Here is a 19,170-nt window from a genome sequence, read left to right on the forward strand (position 1 = left end):
TTGCTCACCGTCGAACGCAGCAATCGGACCGAACGACTCTTCGAAGGTCTCGCGACCCGCCTGATGGCGCCCGGTCGCTCGCCCCTCGCGCCGTCGACCGTCATCGTCCAGGGCCCCGGCATGGAGCGCTGGCTCGCGCAGTCGCTGGCGCGCGCCTACGGGGTCTGCGCGAACACCGAGTTCATCTTCCCGCGAGACTTTCTCGAGCGGGTATTCGCGCAGGTCGAAGGGGACGCGCGACCGGCAGCGGGTCTCTGGCAGGGGGGGCGTCTCGTCTGGGCCGTCGCTCGCCAGCTCGAAGCCCTGCGCGACGACCCGGACTTCGCCCCCCTCGCGCTCCATCTCCAGGCGGCGGACGGCGAGTGGCGGCTCGTCCAGCTCGCGGGCGAGATCGCGGCGATGCTCGATCGCTATGCGACGCACCGCCCACAGTGGCTGCACGACTGGTGCGAAGGGCGCGACCTGCCCACCGAGGGCGACGCGCGTTGGCAGGGGCGGCTCGTTCACGCCCTCGGCCAGGCGAGCGCGGATCGTCCCTTCGCGGATCGAGCGCTCGCCGTCCTCGAAGCGCTCGAGAGCGAGTCGGCGCAGGCCGCGCTCGCGCAGGCGTGGCCCCGGGGTGTCGAGGTCTTCGCGGTGTCGACGCTGCTCCCGGTCGATCTCGCGGTCCTCGATCGGGTGTCTCGGATCGTCGACGTGCATCTGTCGATCCTGAGTCCGTCGCGCCAGTGGTGGGCAGAGCTCTGGCACGAGGTCCGGGACGCCGAGCGCGCGGGGCTCCTCCAGCCGGGCGGGCTGCCGATGGCCCCGCCGCCGGCAGAGGCGCTGATCGATCCGCCGACCCCCGCCGGGCGACTCCTCGCGAACCTCGGGCGACTCGGCGCGGATTTCCAGCGCTGTCTCGAAGAGCTCGAGTCGGCGCAGGAAGCGCCGGAGGATCGATACGAGACGCCGTTCGCCGCCACGCTGCTCGGTCGCCTGCAGCGACGCTTCCTCGACCTCGACACGCCCGGGGAGGATGAGCGGGTCGTCGCCGCGGACGACGATTCGATCCAGATCCATCGCTGTCACGGACCGCGACGGGAGCTCGAGGTCGTCCACGCGCAGCTCCACGAAGCGTTCCGTGCCCTCCCGGATCTCGTGCCCGAGGACGTGATCGTGATGGCGCCGGGGATCGATGCCATTGCGCCGGACATCGAGGCGGTCTTCGGGGCGTTGCGTCGAGAGGACGGCGCGATTCCGCATCGGATCGCGGATCGTGGCGCGATGCGACGTTCCCCCGTCGCGGAGACCTTCGTCGCGCTCCTTCAGCTGATGACCGGACGCGCGGGACGCGGTGAGGTCATCGACTGGCTCGCCCGCGAGCCGGCCCGCGCACGCTTCGGCCTCGAGGCGGACGCGGTCGAGGAGGTGGCGGAGTGGGCGGCGCGGGCGGGGATCCGATTCGGGCTCGATGCCGACCATCGCGCGTCGCTCGGGCTCGCCGCCGACCCGGCGCATACCTGGACGGAAGGTCTCGCGCGCCTGGCGCTCTCCCACGCGGTGGGGACGACCGGAGCGGCCTATCAGGATCTCGCGGCGGAGCGCATCGGACCGATGGCCGATCCCGCGCTCCTCGGTGCGGTCGGGGACGTGGTCGACCTGCTCGTCGCCGCGCGCCGCGTCGCTTCCGGTCGTCGTTCGGTCGGCGGCTGGTGTCGCTGGCTCGCGGAGCTGCTCGACGCGGCGTGCGACGGCGGGGATCTTTCCGCGGACGAACACGTTCGGATCCGCACGCATCTCACGCGAATCGCCGAGGACGCGGAGGTCGTGGGGTTCGAGGACGAGATCCCCTTCGAAGCGATCCGCGAGCGGGTCGTCGGGGCCTTGACTGCGAGCCCCGCCCCCCAGGCGTTCCTGGCCGGGGGCGTGACCTTCTGCGAGCTGGTACCGCTGCGCGCGATCCCGTTCCGGGTCGTCGTGATCCTCGGCCTGGTCGACGGCGCGTTCCCACGCGGCCGCGCCGCGCCGGGCTACGACCTGATGGCGCGGGCGCCGCGCGCAGGGGACCGAAGCCAGCGGAGCGACGACCGCTATCTCTTTCTCGAGGCGCTGCTCTCCGCGCGAGACCGGTTGATCCTCACGGCGCCGGCGCGTGACGTGCGCGACGGCAGTGACCTCCCGCTCTCGATCGTCGTGACCGAGCTCCTCGAAGCGCTCGACGGGACCTTCGTCGCGGAAGACGGTCGCGCGCTGCGCGAGCAGCTCGTCGCCGAGCACGCGCTCCACGGCTTCAGTCCGAGCTACTTCGAAGGGCGCCCCGGCCTGGGGCGGCGTGGACTCGACCCCGACGCCTACGCGGGGGCACGGGCGCGAAGGCAGGCGCTCCAGGACGGGGGCGGTCGCGTGCGTCGCTTCCTCGACGAGCCGATCGACGCGGCGCACGCGGTTCCGCCGATCGACCATCTCGGCCTCGAAACGCTGACGGCTCTGATCGGTCGACCCTCGCGGACCTTTCTTCGCGATCGACTGCACGTCCGACTCCCCCAGGAAGAAGACGTCGTCGACGAGCTCGACCCCTTTACCCTCGACGGCCTCGATCGCTGGGGACTCGGCAGCGCGCTGCTCCAGGCGATGGAAGAGGGCGCTTCCCCGGAAGCCGCGCTCGAGCGGTTGGCCGCCTCTGCGTCGACGCCCCGAGGCGTCGCCGGGCGCTCCGCCTTGCGGAGCATCCTGACCCAGGTCCTCGACGTCGCCCGCGTCGCGGCAGCTCGACGCGCGAGCGGTTCGCTCCCGGACCACCGAGCGAGTCTCGACCTCGAGCTCGCTTCCGGTCGGGTCGTCCGCCTCTCGGGCCGCCTCGATCACCTCACGCCGGCGGGGCGCGTCCTCGCGCGGTTCACGAAGCACGGGAAACGCGGCGAGCTCGAGGACTGGGTCCGCCACCTCTTCCTCTGCGCGTGCGTCGAGGAAGGGGCCGACCTCGAGCCGCATACCTTCGTCGTCGGACGCCCGACCGACACGAAGCAGCCTCGCCCGGTGATCGAGTTCGAGCCGGTCGAAGGCGCGCGCCGCGAGCTGGTCCGACTGCTCGACTGGGCGCTCGAGTCCGGGGATGGCCCGCTACCCTTCTTCCCGGACACCTCGCGTGAGTACGCGGCGGGGGCTGCGGACGATCCGGCGCAGGCCCGCCGGGCGGCCAATCTCCACTTCTTCGGGAGCGGCTCGGCCGCGTTCGGTCCGGGTCCCGAGGGCCAGCGCGAGCTCGAGATGCTGAGGTTGTGGGAAGGGCGCTCCCCGCTGGCCGAACCGGTGCCCGGCGTCGAAGGCCTCGACTTCGAGACGCTGGCGCGGGCGATCTACCAGCCGCTCTTCGATGCACGGAAGGAGCACGCTTCGTGAAGGCGCTCGATCCGTGGACGATGCCCCTCTCCGGAACGGCGCTCATCGAGGCGAGCGCGGGGACCGGCAAGACCTACACCCTGACGACCCTCTACGTCCGGCTGCTCGTCGAACGACGCCTCCAGCCGCGCGAGATCCTCGTCGTGACCTACACGAACGCGGCGACCGCCGAGCTTCGCGACCGCGTGCGTAGTCGGGTCCTCGAGGTGATCGACGCAGGCGATCGTGCGTCGAAGGGCGAGGCGCTCGGCGACGACCCCGAGTCGGAGCAGCGTCTGCGCGACCTCGCCGAGAAGGCGGCGCAGGATCCGGCCGGCGATCCGCTCCTTCGCGCGCTCTCGGAGTTCGACGAGGCGGCGATCTTCACCATCCATGGCTTCTGTCAGCGAACCCTCCAGGAGAACGCCTTCGAGAGCGGGATGCCCTTCGATGCCGAACTCGTCGAGAGGTCGAAGCCGATCGAGCTGACCCTGGCCCACGATCTCTTCCGCCGGCTGATCGCCGACGAGGACCCGGGGATGGTTCGTTGGCTGGTCGACGGTCCCGGTGCGAAGTGGGGATTCGAGCCGGACGCGCTCTACGGGAAGATCCTGTCGCAGCTCGGTGCGGACGACGACATGCCGCTCCTGCCCGCGCGGGAGGGCGGGGATGGCGGCGACGGACTCTCGGCGCTCGTCGCCGAAGCGGCAGCCGCGCGCCGGACCTGGGCCGCCGCCTGGAGAGCGGGACGCGACGAGATCCGCGAGCTCTTCACCGATCCGAAGCGCATGAACCAGGGCAGCTACAAGCTCTCGCGGATCGATTCACAGTTCCTTCCCTACTTCGACGGCGTGGCCCAGCGAGTCGAAGACGCGGGGGACGACGACGGCGCGGTCACCGCGGTCCCGCTCCCCGAGAGCCATTTCAAGCAGTTCACGACCGCAGGCCTCGCGAAGGGGGCCAACAAGAACCAGGATCCGGTTGCCCACCGCGTCGTGGCCGACTTCGACGTCGTCTGGGCCCAGACCGCAGCAATCGAAGCGATGCGCGAGACGCGCGTCCTCGAGCTGCGGCGACGCTTCGTCGAGCTCGCTCGCGAAGAGGCCGCGCGCCGCCGCGACGAGCGTCATCTCTATTTCTTCGACGATCTTCTGAGCGAGGTCCGGCGCGCGCTTCGAGGCGACGGTGGCGAACGACTGACTTCGCTGCTCCGCGAGCGCTACCCCATCGCGTTGATCGACGAGTTCCAGGACACGGACCCGGTCCAGTACGACGTGTTCAGACGGGTCTGGCACGATGCGCCGAAGGAAGCCGGACTCGGACTCGTGTTGATCGGCGATCCGAAGCAGGCGATCTATTCGTTCCGCGGGGCCGACGTGTTCACCTACCTGTCCGCGCACGAAGACGCGGGCGAGGCGGTCTACGGTCTCGAACGCAACTACCGATCGGATCCGAACCTGATCGAGGCCGTGAACGCGCTCTTCGGTCGACCCAAGGATCCGTTCAGGGTCGGAAAGATCGAGTTCTCGCCCGTCGGCGCGCGCCCGGACTTCACGCCTTCATTCGACGCCGGACGAGGCGTCGGTGGCGCGCTTCGGATCCTGATGCTCGAGCGCGAGTCGATCGAGCAGGCGACGGGGCAGTCGATCGACGTCGCGTCCCTGCTCGAGGCGAGGTTCGGCCGGACGCTCGGGGTGCGCGCCGTCGCGAACGATCTCGCGCGGCGCCTCGATTCCGGTGCGCAGGTGAAGGGCGAGCCGCTCGCGCCGTCGGACGTCGCGATCCTGTGTCGCAAGAAGTCGGAGATCCGACTGATGCGGGAAGCCCTCGAATCATCGGGCATTCCGTGCGTCGACCGGGGAGAGGCGGACGTCTTCGAGTCGCGCGAGGCATGGGAGATGTCGAGCGTGTTGCAGGCGATGCTCCACCCGACGGACCCGGCCCGGCTTCGCGGGGCTTGTTCGACCGGTGCCCATGGTGCGGACGCCGCGAGAATCGCGGCGTTGTCCGACGAGTCGACGGACCTGGCCGAGCGCTCGGAGGCGTTTGCGGAGTACGGTCGGATCTGGACGCAGTCCGGCTTCGGCCGGGCCTTCGAGACCTGGCGTCGCCGAGAGCGCGTGACCGAACGGCTCCTCGCCTATCGCGACGGCGAGCGGAGGATCACGAACTGGCTCCACCTCGCAGAGCTGCTCCAGCGCTACGCCAGCGAGAACCGGCCGTCGCGGGGCGGCCTGGTCTCGGCCCTCGATCGCGCGATCGCTTCGTCCGAGGCCCGTTCGAGCTTCGGTGGCGAAGCGTCGCTCCTCCGGTTGGAACGCGACGATCGCGCGGTCCAGCTCGTGACCCTTCACGGATGCAAGGGGCTCGAGTATCCCCTCGTCTATCTGCCCTTCCTGTGGGAGGATCCGGATTCCGGTGGCCGAGCCACAGGGAAGCCGCCCGTCCGATTCCACGACGAGGAGACGGGCGAGCGAAGCTTCGATCTCGCACGCTCGAAGGCGAGCGTCGACGCGGCGAAGGCCGAGACCTTCGCGGAGGAGCTGCGCCTGCTCTACGTGGGGCTGACCCGTGCGCGTCACGAGTGCGTGATCGGCTGGGGGGCGTTCAAGACGGCACCGAAGACCCCGCTCGCGTCGCTTCTCGCAGGGGCGGACGAATCCGGGACCGAGCTCAAGAAGTGGAGTGACGACGAATGGGTGGCCGCGTTCGAGACGATCGCGGCGACGGGCGACGCGTCGGTCTCGGTCGAGACGATGGACCTCTCCGAACGATCGCCGTGGAAGGGCGAGGCACCGGAGGTCGCTGCCCTCGTCGCGCCCGATCCGCCGGCATCGCTTCCCGCGGCGACCCGGACCACCAGCTTCACCGGTCTCACCCGCGAAGGACACGCCGCCGGGACGCCGGTGGCGGGAATCGACGTGCTCGGGCGCGATCTCGATTTCGCGGTGGATGTGGCGGAGGAGGACTCGGCGCTCCCCGAAGCGCCGGACCTCGCGCGCGACCTCCATCTCTTTCCGCGCGGCGCCGAGGCGGGGACGCTGCTGCACTCGGTGCTCGAACTCGTCGATTTCCCGACCGTCGCGGCGCAGGGCAGCGAGCCCCACCGCGAGGAGGCGCTCCGCCTGCTCGCCGCGAGCGGGATGGAGCCCGGCCTCGTCGACACGGCGCTCGGGGTGGTGGACGCCGTCGCGACGACCCCGCTGCGACTCGAGCCCGCGCCGTTCCGGCTGGCGGATCTGGGCGTGGGCGCGTTGCGCCCGGAGATGGAGTTCACGCTCGGGGCGCCGGGGGGCGGGTTCACGCCGTCGGCTCTCGCCGCCGCCCTCGAACGCGCGCCGGAGGGTTCGCCGCTCCGACGGTATGCGCCCGCCGCTTCGCGTCTCGGCTTCACGGCGCTTCGCGGGTTCCTGCGCGGCTTCATCGACGCCGTCTTCTTCGACGGCGAGCGCTACTGCCTGGCGGACTACAAGTCGAACCATCTCGGTGCGCGGCAGGCGGACTATCTGCCGGATGCGCTCGTCGCGCCGATGATCGACCACGACTACGTCCTCCAGTACCTCCTCTACACGGTCGCCCTCGATCGTCACCTCGCGACCTGCCTTCCGGACTACGACTACGATCGCGACTTCGGCGGAATCTACTACCTCTTCCTGCGCGGCTTCGCGCCGGAGCACGCGCCGCTCTGCGGCGTGTTCCACGACCGACCGCCGCGGCAGATCGTCGAGCGCGTCTCGGCGCTCCTGGGCCGGGAGCCCGAGGAGCGCGCGGCATGACGCTTCCTCTCTTTCCCGAAGCGAGCGAGCGGCCGTCGCCGAGTGCGAGCGGCCGCGACGTGCTCGACCGCATGCGCGCGGCGGGGGTCCTGACGGCCCTCGACGCACAGTTCGCCCGGCGGCTCACGGCGCTCTACGAGGTCGAAGACGAGGGCGTCCGTTGGGCGGCGGCGGTCGTCTGTCACCAACAGGCGAACGGACACGTCTGCGCGGATCTGCGACAGCTCGCGCGGGACGGCCTCGTCGCGGAGCTCGGGGACGAGGTCCGGGTCGAGTCCGTGCTCCAGACCCACGACGACGTCGAGGCCTGGATCGAGACGATCGCGCGGAGTCCGCTCGTGACACGGGAGGGGGAAGAGATCGAGCCGCGGCCTCTCGTCCTCGACGTGAAGCAGCGGCTCTATCTCGCCCGGGAGTTCGAGGCGGAGGTCGGGCTCGCGCGCCGTCTCGCGGAGCGGGGCGCCGCGCCGGATTTTCAGCTCGATCCCGACTGGACCGAAGACGTGATCGCACGGCTCGCCGGGGACGGGGATCCCGCGGCGGCCTCCGCTCTCCGGGTCGGCTTGACGCGCCCCCTCGCGATCGTGACCGGAGGGCCGGGAACGGGCAAGACGACCCTCGTCGTGCGGTTGATCGCCGCGCTCGTCGAGCGCGCCCTCGAGCGTGACGAGCCCGCGCCGCGGGTCCGGCTCCTTGCCCCGACCGGGAAGGCAGCGGCGGCGATGGCCGGAGCGTTCGCGCGCGGCCGCGAGAACGTCGACGCACCGTCGGCGGTGCTCGAAGCCTTGCCGGAGCAGGCCGGCACGATCCAGCGCGCGCTGCTCGGTCAGTCGCGCCTCGATCGCTTCGGGCGCGCGCCGGACGTCCGGCTCGACGCGGACGTGGTCGTCGTCGACGAAGCGTCGATGGTCGACCTCGCCATGATGAAGCGACTCTTCGACGCGTGCGTCGACGTGCCGCGCGTCCTCCTCCTGGGCGACTCGGATCAGCTCGCGAGCGTCGAGTCGGGGGCCGTGCTCCACGAGCTGAGCACGCCCGAAGGCCACGGTGGCGGTCTCGATCGCTCGCGGGTCCGCCTGACGAGGAGCCATCGCTTCGACGCGGAGGGCGGGATCGGTCGGCTCGCCGCGGCGATTCGGGACGGGGACGTGGACGCGGTGCTCGCGCTCCTCGACGATCCGGCGGTCCCGGAGGTGTCGCGCTTCGACGCCACCCGGCCGGACGAAGTGATCGTCCGCGTCGTCGCGGAGGCCGAAGCGATGCATCGCGCCGTCGCCGAAGTCGGCGATCCCGCCGAGAAGCTCGCTCTGCTCGGCCGCCACCGCGTGCTCTGCGCCCATCGTCGCGGACCGCTCGGCGCGACGGCTCTCGGGGCGCGCCTCGACGAAGCGGCGGCCGCGGTCCACGCGACGACGACCCGCGCCGGCTGGTGGCGTGGGCGCATGCTCCTGGTGACACGCAACGCGCCGGATCAGGATCTCTGGAACGGCGACATCGGCCTGATCGACGAGACGACGAACGGTTTGCGGGCGCTCTTCCCCGACGGCCACGGTGGCGTTCGGTCGCTCTCGGCCGGCCGCCTGCCGAGTCACGAGAGCGCGGTCGCGATGAGCGTGCACAAGAGTCAGGGGTCCGAGTTCGACGAGGTCGACCTGGTGCTGGGCGACCGGTCTTCGCCGATCATGACCCGCGAGCTCTTCTACACCGGTGTGACCCGCGCGCGCGAGGCGATCCGGGTCTTCGCCTCCGCCCCGGCGATCCGTGAGATGATGGCGCGACGGATCGTGCGCGACTCGGGGCTCGCGGAGAGGATCTGGAGCGACTGATGGCGAGCGGACGCCGAAAGAAGCCGGGACGGCGCGGACGCAGCGCGGAGGAAGCCAAGTCCCAGCCCGATTTCGAGGGCGGGAGCCCCGGACTCGTCGTCGCCCATCACGGCGTCGCCGTCCTCGTCCGCTTCGACGACGGCAGCGAGCGCCAGGTCTGGCTCCAACCGGAGCAGAAGGCCGTCGTCGGCGACCGGGTCCGCGTCGACGGTGACCGGCTCGCCGTCGATCCCGCACACGGGGTCCTGCGACGTCGAGATCCGCGGGGGCGCGAGCGCACGATCGCCACGAATCTCGACTGGCTCGGGATCGTCGTCGCCGTCGAGCCGCGGGAGCCTCCGGGCTACATCGATCGTGGTTTCGTGATCGCGCGCGCGGCGGGGATCGAGCCCTTCCTCGTGCTGAACAAGACCGATCTCGACGAGGGCGACGTGCTCGGGGCGCGCCTCGAGGAGATCTACGGGCCATCCGGACCCGTCCTCCGGGTGTCCGCCGAACAGCGCGTCGGGCTCGAAGCAATCGACGCGCTCCTGGCGGGCGGGAAGCTCGGCGCGTTCGTCGGTCCCTCCGGCGTCGGCAAGAGCTCGCTCCTGAACGCGCTCGTGCCGGATCTCGATCTGCGGGTCGGAGCGCTGAATCGCGGGAGCGGGAAGGGGACGCATACCACGACGACGGCGACGCTCCACGCGCTCGGAGAGGGCGGCTTCCTCGTGGATACCGCGGGCTTCAAGGACTTCATCGCGGTCGACGTCTCGCCCCTGGAAGCCGCTGTTGGATTCCCCGGATTCGAGGTCGCTCTCGAAGCGGGCTGTCGTTTCCGGGACTGTCGCCACCGGACGGAGCCCGGCTGCGGGGTCCTCGCCGCCCTCGAGGCGGGCGAGATCGACGAGCGCCGCCACCGCGCCTACGTGCAGCTCATCGAAGAGCTCGAGTCTCCGGACGATCTCCGCCGCTAGTCGTCGTCGGGCCCGGGCCGCTCGAAGCTGATCCGCCCGATCTTGCCGGCCCGAAGGTCCCGGAGAAAGACGTCGGCGGCACGATCGAGATCGACGTGTCCGCCGGAACGGAGCGCCCCCCGCCGTCTTCCCACCGCCTCGAGCAACTCCACGGCGCGCGTCGCGTCCGTGGGATCCGGTGACGTCCGCGCGAGGATGCCGGCGACGCCGTCTTCGAGGTCGAAGCGCTCCTCGAGGAGTGCCGGGTAGGTCGTCGCGACGAAGCAGACGGCCCAGCCCGCGACGTCGATCGGTTCGAAGGCGTTCTCGCCGACGGCGCCGCTCGCCGCGAGCCGGCGCGCGCCCTCCTGGTCGTCCAGCTTCGGCCAGAGGACGCCCGGAGAGTCGAAGATGGACAGATCGTGGTCGAGTTCGACCCGCTGGGCGCGTCGCGTGACCGCTGGCCGATCGCCGACCTTCGCCACCTTCTTGCCGGTCAGGGTGTTGATCAGCGTGGACTTGCCGACGTTCGGGATCCCGACGACGAGGATCCGGACGGTCTTGCCCGGCCCGCCCCGGTGCGGCGCGAGCTCACGACAGCGCTCCGGGATCTTCGCCACGCTCCTCCGCTCGCTCATCACGAGAGCGAGGGGGCGCGGGCCTTCCCAGGCCCGGGTCCACGCTTCGGTCACTTCGGGATCGGCGAGGTCGGACTTCGTGAACAGGGTGAGGATCGGCTTGTCGCGCGCGAGCTCCCCGAGCATCGGGTTCCGACTCGAGTGCGGCAGCCGCGCATCGACGAGCTCGACGACCACGTCGCATTTCCGGATCGCGTCGCCGATCTCCCGGCGCGCGCGATTCATGTGTCCGGGGAACCAGTTGATCTTCGCCATAGCCGGCGCGATTCGCGCCTCTCCCGTTCAGATGCCCGCACGATAGCGGCCCCCCTCCGTCCGGCGGTACTCTGGGCCATGGGGGTTCCTTCCATGTCGTCGAGCGAGTCGGTCCGAAGCCTGTTAGCCCGCGAAGCCGCCGGAGGCGACGCGCTCGTCCGCGGCTGGCTCCGCACCGTCCGCCACGGAAAGGGCGTGTCCTTTCTCGACGTCTCGGACGGCTCCTGCATGGACGGTCTCCAGGTCGTCGCGGGCCCGGAAACCGAGGGCTACGAAGAGGTCGTGAAGCAGCTCTCGACCGGCTGCTCGGTCGTTGCGCGCGGCGAGCTCGTCGACTCGCCCGCCAAGGGACAGCGCTTCGAGCTGAAGGCGAGCGAGGTCGAGCTCGTGGGCGATGCCGGTGAGGACTATCCGCTCCAGAAGAAGCGGCACAGCTTCGAGTTCCTGCGCACGATCGCGCACCTCCGACCGCGGACCAATACGATCGGGGCGGTGCTCCGGGTGCGGAACGCGGCCTCGATGGCGATCCACGATTTCTTCCAGCGCGAGGAATTCTTCTATCTCCACACGCCGATCATCACCGCGAGCGATGCGGAGGGTGCGGGAGAGATGTTCCGCGTGACGACCTTGCCGGTCGGCGACCCGCCGCGGGACGAGGACGGGAAGGTCGACGATGCGCAGGATTTCTTCTCGCGCCCCGCCTACCTCACCGTCTCCGGGCAGCTAGAGGGCGAGATCGGCGCGCTGGCGCTCTCGCGGGTCTACACCTTCGGTCCGACCTTCCGGGCCGAGAACTCGAACACCGCGCGCCATCTCGCGGAGTTCTGGATGGTCGAGCCCGAAGCCGCATTCTACGACCTCGATGATCTGGCGGATCTCTCCGAGCGGTTCCTCAAGTCCGTCTTCACGGACGTGCTCGACCGCTGTGAGGACGACATGGCCTTCTTCGAGAAGCGGATCGAGAAGCAGGCGATCGAGCGCATGAAGACGGTGATCGAGCGGCCCTTCGAGCGGATCCCCTACCGGCAGGCGATCGCGATCCTCGAGAAGGCCCGGGACGGCGGCGAGAAGTTCGAGTTCCCGGTCGGCTTCGGCCTCGACCTGCAGAGCGAGCACGAGCGCTACCTGACCGAGAAGCACACGGGCTGCCCCGTCGTGGTCACGGACTGGCCGAAGGAGATCAAGGCCTTCTACATGTACCGGAACGAGGACGACGAGACCGTCGCGGCGATGGACGTGCTCGTCGGCGGCGTCGGCGAGATCATCGGCGGCTCCCAGCGGGAGCACCGCGCGGACGTGCTCGAGGCGACGATCCGGGCGCAGGGCCTCGAGCCCGACGACTACTGGTGGTACCTCGACCTTCGTCGTTTCGGCAGCGTGCCCCACGCGGGCTTCGGCCTCGGCTTCGAGCGGATCATCCAGTTCATCACGGGCATGGCGAACATCCGCGACGTGATCCCGTTCCCGCGGACGCCGGGCTCGGCGGAGTTCTAGACCCTCGGGTCGCGCCGCTCGGTCGCCTCCGTCCGCAATCGTCCCCGACCGCCCTTCTTCTCAATCGCCATAGGTCTCTCGCGCCCAGCGATCGAGCTCCTGGTTCATCCGGTCGAGGGTCGCAACGGCGAAGCGCTCCTCCGCGACGGTGTCGCGCAGGTTCGCGCCGACCTCGACGAGGCGCGCGAGGCGGCGCTTGCGACCCGCCGGCGACAGCGGCTGGCCGCGACGCGGGCCGGACTGGACGGTCGGTTGGCCTTCGAGGAACGGCGCTTCGAGGCGCTCGAGCTCCAGAGCGAGCCGCGTGCGTCGAGCGCGGACGCGATTCACCCGCCGTACGACGGCGTCGTACCGGTCCTCGGCGTCGGCGCCCAGCGGATCGAAGGGTCGAACGAACTCGATCACCCGGGACGGCTTCGCGTCGATCTCCGTGTCCGGCGCGACGGAAGGCGCGCCCTTCGGTTCCAACGTGTCGTCCATCATCGACTCCTTGCCGAGGCGCGCGCTCGCTCGACGTCCGAGCGGATCGACACGCGTGCCTCGATAGGTAGGTTCCTCGCGAGATCAATACGGGTCGCGAAGAATGGGTCACCGAGTCGAACGATCGGGAACGCGAGCTCCGCTGATGACGCATCAGGTCGCTCGTTTCGACGAGAGGAACGAAGCGGGGTGACCACGCCCGCGACACCGGGCCCAAGGAAGCGGCCGCCTAGGGGCCCGTGGCGGCGCTCAGGCCGCGCAGACGTAGTCGAAGCCTTCGCGATAGCCGTACTCGTCGAGACGTGCCCGGATCTCCCCACGCGGGGTCGATCCTGCGACGGAGACCACGAGCGGGTAGGGCGGTCGTTCTTCGAGGGCATCGACCGGGACTACGGGTGCGCCCCCGATCGCGTTACCGAGCCGGCCGGGGTGGACCTCGACGATCGCTGCGGCGCGATGGCCGAGGGGCTCCAGCGCGTGGCGAAGGGCCTTGCCCGTCGAACCGTGCCCCCAGAGCAGGTATTCCGGCGAGCCGTCGAGGAAGTCGCGCGACAGGTGCCACGCGCGACACGCCGTGAACCGGTCGAGGCGACAGCGCGGATCCGTTCGGGAGAGTCGCGTCGGGAGATCGCGCCAGCCGAGGAGCCGCTCGGGCACCGTGCCGACGACGGGGCCGTCGCGGAGTAGACGCAGCACCAGGTCGTAGTCCTCGGGCCATCCGCGATCGCGATAGCCGAGGGCGGTGAGGCGATCCCGGCGGATCATCAGGGTCGGGTGCGCGACGGGGCATTCGATGAAGCGCTCGCGCCAGATCCGCGCCGGTGTATCGAGGGCGTTCAGCCAGCGTTCGTATTCCCGGCGCCCATCGCGGAGCCCCGCGCGCGGGAAGAGCCGGACACCGCCACCGACCGCCTGGAGGGTCGGTCGGGCGTCGAGCAACGCTGCCTGCTTCTCGATCCGATCTCGCCGCATCCAGTCGTCGGCATCGAGGCGCGCGACGAGGGGCGAGCGCGCTTCGCCGAGGCCGGCCTCCAGGCTGGCCACGATCCCGGCGTGCGGCCGGCGCAGCACGCGGAAGCGGGGATCGCGACGGGCGAAGTCGTCGGCGAGCGAGGCCGAGCCGTCGGTCGAGCCGTCGTCGACGACGAGGCATTCGAGGTCGCGTTCGGTCTGCCGCGCGACGCTTCGAAGCGCGGTCGCGAGGGTGGGGCGTGCGTTCCAGACGGGCATCAACACCGTCACGCGCGGCATCGAGGGAACTCCTGAGGTGAATCGAGCCATCGAGTGGGGGTTACTGACCACGCCGAGTCGAGATTTCCACGGCGAGGGTTGGGTTTCGCGAAACGCCTGCCGATGACAAGGAGCGAGTCGGTTCCCCACTTCTCGATTGGAGTCCTGCGCGTGCTTCGAGCAACGCCTTCCATGACATCCGCGAGGGTCCACATGCGTCGAACGCTGGTCGGCCTCGTCGTCTGCGTGTTCGCCCTCGGCGGATCCGCGACGACCGCCCGTGCGCAATCCGAAGACCAGATCAAGGCGGCGTTCCTCTTCAACTTCGCCCGCTACGTGGAATGGCCCGACGAGGCGTTCGCGAACGGGAGCGCGCCGGTGCGGATCTGCATGGCCGGCGCGGGCGACTTCGCGAGCATCGTGTCGCAGGCCGTCGGTGGCAAGAGCGTCGGCGAGCGTGCCGTCGACGTCGTCTCGGACATGAGCCTCGACGCCGCGGGCGGCTGCCACATCCTCTACGTCGGCGAGGGCCTCGACGCCGGCGCCGGTGCCGTCGCCTCGAGCGTCTCCGGCGGCCACGTGTTCACCGTCGCGGACCGCGAGGGCTTCGCTGCGGCGGGCGGGATCGCCAACTTCATCCGCGCGGACAACAAGATCCGCTTCGAGATCAACCCCAGCGCCGCGAAGCAGGCAGGGCTGAAGATCAGCTCCCGTCTGCTCCGTCTGGCGACGGTCGTGAAGTAGGAGTCCGGGCATGGGCGAATGCGACACGCGGAGCGGGCGATCCTCGAGCTCGACGGAGGGCCGGGTCGATGCCGGATAGCGACGTCGGACGCGATTCGATCCAGCGGCGGATCCAGCGGGGCTTCTTCGTCACGACGGGCCTCGCGCTCGTGCTGACCGCCGGCGCGCTCTTCACGACGGCCTCCCTGCAGTTCCGCCAGGACATGGACGAGAACCTCCGGGTCCTCGCCCGCGTGACCGGCGCGAACTCGGAGGCATCGCTCCTCTTCGACGACGACCAGGCCGCGATGGAGACGCTCCGTGCGCTCAAGGCGGTGGAGTCGATCGAGGCCGCCGTCGTCTACGACGGCGACGGCCGCGTGTTCGCGAAGTACGTCCGCGCCGACATCGAGGGGTTCCGCCCGCCGCGGGATCTCTCCTACGAGCCGACCTGGACGCGGGAGCACATCGACCTCGCTGCGAAGATCCGGATGGGCGAAGAACAGATCGGCACGGTCTACCTCCGCTCGGACACCAAGCAGGTCCAGGCCTTCCTCTTCACGTCGCTCGCCATCGTGTTCGGCGTCGTCGTGATCTCCCTCGTCCTCTGCTGGTGGGGCGCGGCTCGACTCCAGCAGACGATCGCGACGCCCCTCGAACAGCTGGTGCAGGGCGCCGCCTCGATGGCGGCGGGCGATCTCTCGACGCAGGTCACCGTGAGCTCGGACGACGAGACCGGGGCTCTGGCTCGGGCATTCAACGCGATGGTCGACAGTCTGCGCGGCCTGGTCTCGCAGGTCGGTGAGAACACGCGCTACGTCGCGACGGCCATGGGCAAGCTCACCTCCGCGAGCACCACCATGCGGGAGGAGGCCCAGCGCCAGGAGGAGGCCGTCGAATCGACCGCTGAATCCATCGGATCGATCATCGCCTCGATGCACACGGTGAACGCGAACGTCGAGGCGCTCTCGGAGACGGCGATCGAGACGTCGAGCGCGGCCATCGAGATGGACTCCTCGATCGCCGAGACCGCGAACCACATCGACGAGCTGTCGGAGATCATCGAGACGACGGCTTCGAGCGTCGTCGAGATGACGAGCGGGATTCGTGAGATCGCCCGCAGCGCCGACATCCTGAACCAGTCGACGGAATCGACCGCACAGGCCCTCGAGCTTCTCTCGGGCTCGGTCCGCACCGTCGAGTCGAACGCGAACGAGAGCCATGCGCTCTCGGACCAGACCCAGTCGAAGGCGGAGCAGGGCATGTCCGCGGTCCACCAGACCGTCGAAGGCATGGTCGAGATCCAGGAGTCCTTCGAGGGCATCGAGTCGATCATCTCGAGTCTGTCCGAGAAGAGCGAGTCGATCGGTGCCGTCGTCAAGGTCATCGAGTCGGTCGTCGAGCAGACGAACCTGCTCGCCCTCAACGCCGCGATCATCTCGTCGCAGGCGGGGGAGCACGGGCGGGCCTTCTCGGTCGTCGCCGAAGAGGTGCGCAGCCTCGCCGAGCGGACCGCCTCGAGCACCCGCGAGATCGCCGACCTGATCGATTCGGTCCAGGGCGGTGTCCACAGCGCCGTGGCTGCGATGGCGCAGGGCTCCACGCGCGTCGAGCGCGGCGTCGAGCTCTCGAACACGGCCGGCCGCATCCTGCGCGAGATCGGCGAGAGCACCCAGCAGTCGAACCGCTGGGCGAAGGAGATCGTCGAGGCGACCCGGAGCCAGGCGGCGGACATCGACCAGGTCGGGGTCGCGATGACCCAGGTCAAGGAGACCGCGACGCAGCTCAATCGCGGGACCCACGAGCAGGACAGCGCCACCGCGGAGATCACCCGGGGCGTCGAGCAGATGCGTCACCTCGGTCTCGAGGTGAAGAACTCGGCGCAGGAGCAGCGCCGCGAATCGAGCCTGATCACCCAGTCCGTCGAGATCGTCGCTTCGAAGATCAAGGAGATCTCGGTCGAGACCAAGGATCAGAGCAAGCGGGCCGACCAGATCCAGGAGGCCCTCGCGGTCTTCCGGGAGGTCACGGTCCAGACGACGCGTCGGGCCGCGGAGACCGCAGAGACGGTCAAGGATCTCGCGGACCACGCGGAAGGTCTCGAGCAGGAGATCGATCGCTTCCGGCTCTAGGCCCGGACGGCGTTCCGATCAATCCGCGCCGGTCTCCGACGCGCGCGGCGCGCTTACGAAGATCGGGCTCGACCACGCGTTGCCTCCGTCGGCCTGACGGATGCGGACGTAGTGGAACTCGCCGGGCCGCAGCGCCGGGATCTTCCGTTCGAGATCCACGCTGAGGGGCGTCTCCGGCTCGAGGGCGGCGATGCGGCCGCTGCGGACGAGCTCGATCCGGTCGATCGTGTCGGTCGCCTCGTATCGGATTCGAAGCGTGTGCTCGCGGTCGGCGGTCGGGAGCGTGCCGCCCATCGGGACGTCGTCGATCGAGACCTCGAGGAAGGGCCGGATGCCGTTCGTCGCAAACGTGTGTCGCCGGAGGAGGGCGTCCTTCACGGCGCCGCGATCGAGACGTTCGACGAAGAGTCCCGCGAGACCGCCGTGACCGCCGGCGATCTGCGGCAAGCCGGGGTGGCCGTCGTGGGAGTCGCCGCTGCCGATGAAGCCGTAGCGGTAGCCTGCGCGGAGGGCGTCGAGGACGAACCAGCCGGGCATCCCGCCCCGAACCGGGACCGGCATCTCCATGGACTCGCTCTGGCCGTGGACCGAGGCGATCTCGGTGACGGGTTCGAGCGCCGGGTCCGGTCGGTAGCGCCAGTTGACCGCGACGGGGTCGCCGGCGGAGTGATGGGCGAAGGTCAGGGCGTTGCGGCCGCGGAGCGCGTTCCAGAGCTCGTCGGGGCGGTCGGTGGCGTCGTCGACCGCGGAGAAGATCTCCGGGCGCGGCTCGCTGCCCGCCGGATCGAAGTAGAGGACGTGGCGGTGGCCGTGGAGCCAGCTGGTCCACTCGTAGCCCGGGATCGTGACGAAGCGATCGAGCTCCTCGGCGGCGTCGGTCGTGTCGAAGACGCCGCGCGCGGCCTCCGGGTCGAGCGCCAGCGGACGCATCCCCCAGTGGTCGTGGTCGGTCAGGGCGACCACGTCGAGACGCGCGACCTCCCGGGCGTACCGGAAATAGTCCTCCGGGCGGCCCGTTCCGTCGGAGAGGCCGGTGTGGCCGTGGAGGTCCCCCCAGACGAGCCGGCGCGGCCCACGTCGCGCGACGATCGGGGGCAGGGTCGCTGCGAAGTCCGCGAGGCGACCCGTGCCGCGGACTTCGAGACGGAGCACGCCCTCGCCGGAGACCTTGCCGAGCGAGACGCTCGCGCCCCCGTCCTGCCAGTCCGGCACGTCGATCTCTCGCGGCGGACCGAATGCGATCGTCGATTCCGGCAGGGGTCGGATCTCGAGCCCGACCCGCCCAGGGTCAGGCCCGATCGGAGGGGCGCCATCGGCGAGGCGGTCCGTCCGGTTGCCCTGCGCATCGACCAGTGACACGCGGACCGTGAGCGCGTCGCCCGGGGCGAGCTCCGAGGGTCCATGGGCGACGAGGCGCGCCGCGCGGCGTGCCGCGACGTCGAGGCGTGCTCCTTCGTCGGTGAAGCGGCGATAGCCGTCTCCGTCCGCGTCGACGGCGACCCCGATCTCCGCGTCCCGCTCCGCATAGCGGTCGATCTGCGCACCGAAGGGGCCGGCCCCGTAGACGAACCGGACCCGGTCCCCCTCGACCAACGGCCCACCTACGACTTCGAAGCCTGCGCCGGAAGCATCGGGGGCCAGTCGCGCGTCGCCGCGGACGACTTCGGCCACCGTGAAGCCCGGGGTCTCCCGATCGACGTGTTGTGCGGGGCTCCAGTCCCAGAAGGCCTCGGCGGCCAGGAAGAGGAGGCCGCCCTCGCTGACACCGAGGGGGCCGACCTCGAAGACGAGCTCGAAACGATGCGTCGTCGCCGCGGGGAGCACGGGCTTTGTCGAAGCTTCGGTCCGCCGCCACGGGCGACCGCCTTCCCGGGAGGTCGGGCCGACCGGGTCGACCCGCTCGAGCCAGACGCGGCCCCCGCCGTCTCCGGGATGGGCCTCGGCGGCCTGCTCGGCGAGCAGCAGGAGGTGGGTCTCGAGCTGGGCGTTCGGCGAGAGGGTGGGGTGCCGACTGGACCAGTCTTCGGGCAGCTCGAACCACGGGGCCGCCTCGAGGATCGGTGCTTCCCCTTCCTCCGGCTCCGGGGAAGCGGGGATCTGCGCGACGGGTTCTTCCCCGGCCTCGCATCCGGCGATCGCCAGCAGCAGGAGTCCCAGAAGGCCGTGCAGTCGGGACGCAATCTTCCAGCAGGAGCGGATTCCGAAGCCCCGGCGTCGGGGCGTGATCGCGAGCCGGTGTTCGTCCTTCCGTTTTCCCACTAAGGACAGTCGCCGGTCCGTCCGTTGATCAGAGAAGCCGGGAGCGTCGGCGGGCGGGTCCG

The 19,170-nt window shown here is 70.3% G+C and carries 11 protein-coding genes; 7 read left to right on the forward strand and 4 right to left on the reverse strand.

The annotated features are described in order from the left end of the window. Genes recC through rsgA form a run of 4 tightly spaced genes read left to right on the forward strand, consistent with a single transcriptional unit; the run spans position 1 to position 9,918 of the window. A complete protein-coding gene (gene recC / locus NXI30_07740) occupies positions 1–3,381 on the forward strand; it encodes an exodeoxyribonuclease V subunit gamma (GenBank protein MCR9094093.1) in 3,381 nt (1,126 codons plus the stop codon). After that, entirely contained in the window at positions 3,378–7,136 is a 3,759-nt protein-coding gene (recB, locus tag NXI30_07745; protein MCR9094094.1) for an exodeoxyribonuclease V subunit beta, read from the forward strand. The genes recC and recB overlap by 4 nt, the downstream gene beginning before the upstream one ends. Continuing rightward, on the forward strand, positions 7,133–8,962 hold the full coding sequence (recD, locus tag NXI30_07750) for an exodeoxyribonuclease V subunit alpha (protein MCR9094095.1): 1,830 nt from the start codon (positions 7,133–7,135) through the stop codon (positions 8,960–8,962). Before recB ends, recD begins: the two co-directional genes overlap by 4 nt. Continuing rightward, positions 8,962–9,918, forward strand: coding sequence for a ribosome small subunit-dependent GTPase A (rsgA, locus tag NXI30_07755; GenBank protein ID MCR9094096.1), 957 nt, complete (start codon positions 8,962–8,964; stop codon positions 9,916–9,918). The genes recD and rsgA overlap by 1 nt, the downstream gene beginning before the upstream one ends. Here the strand turns inward: rsgA and ylqF are convergent. After that, positions 9,915–10,790 carry a ribosome biogenesis GTPase YlqF gene (ylqF, locus tag NXI30_07760; GenBank protein MCR9094097.1) on the reverse strand — a complete coding sequence of 292 codons (876 nt, stop codon included), beginning with the start codon at positions 10,788–10,790 and terminating at the stop codon, positions 9,915–9,917. The two genes, rsgA and ylqF, sit on opposite strands and share 4 nt — an antisense overlap. Before the next feature lie 93 nt (positions 10,791–10,883). On the opposite strand from ylqF, the gene asnS reads away from it, so the two are divergent. Then, positions 10,884–12,284, forward strand: coding sequence for an asparagine--tRNA ligase (gene asnS, locus NXI30_07765; protein MCR9094098.1), 1,401 nt, complete (start codon positions 10,884–10,886; stop codon positions 12,282–12,284). 60 nt (positions 12,285–12,344) lie between these two features. Here asnS and NXI30_07770 read toward each other — a convergent pair whose 3' ends face one another. Next, positions 12,345–12,764 carry a hypothetical protein gene (locus NXI30_07770; protein ID MCR9094099.1) on the reverse strand — a complete coding sequence of 140 codons (420 nt, stop codon included), beginning with the start codon at positions 12,762–12,764 and terminating at the stop codon, positions 12,345–12,347. A gap of 249 nt (positions 12,765–13,013) precedes the next feature. Then, positions 13,014–14,015 (reverse strand): glycosyltransferase, encoded by a 1,002-nt coding sequence (locus NXI30_07775; GenBank protein ID MCR9094100.1) that lies wholly within the window; start codon positions 14,013–14,015, stop codon positions 13,014–13,016. Positions 14,016–14,207: 192 nt separating this feature from the next. Here NXI30_07775 and NXI30_07780 point away from each other — a divergent pair, with 192 nt between their 5' ends. Together NXI30_07780 and NXI30_07785 are read left to right on the forward strand one after the other, a co-directional pair. Then, positions 14,208–14,738: a YfiR family protein gene (locus NXI30_07780; GenBank protein ID MCR9094101.1), complete on the forward strand. Its 531-nt coding sequence runs from the start codon at positions 14,208–14,210 to the stop codon at positions 14,736–14,738. A gap of 68 nt (positions 14,739–14,806) precedes the next feature. Further along, positions 14,807–16,849 (forward strand): methyl-accepting chemotaxis protein, encoded by a 2,043-nt coding sequence (locus NXI30_07785; protein ID MCR9094102.1) that lies wholly within the window; start codon positions 14,807–14,809, stop codon positions 16,847–16,849. 18 nt (positions 16,850–16,867) lie between these two features. Here NXI30_07785 and NXI30_07790 read toward each other — a convergent pair whose 3' ends face one another. Then, on the reverse strand, positions 16,868–19,108 hold the full coding sequence (locus NXI30_07790) for a CehA/McbA family metallohydrolase (protein ID MCR9094103.1): 2,241 nt from the start codon (positions 19,106–19,108) through the stop codon (positions 16,868–16,870). Positions 19,109–19,170 lie beyond the last annotated feature (62 nt).

It is taken from the genome of bacterium (assembly GCA_024742285.1).
GTDB lineage: Bacteria > Myxococcota_A > UBA9160 > UBA9160 > UBA4427 > UBA4427.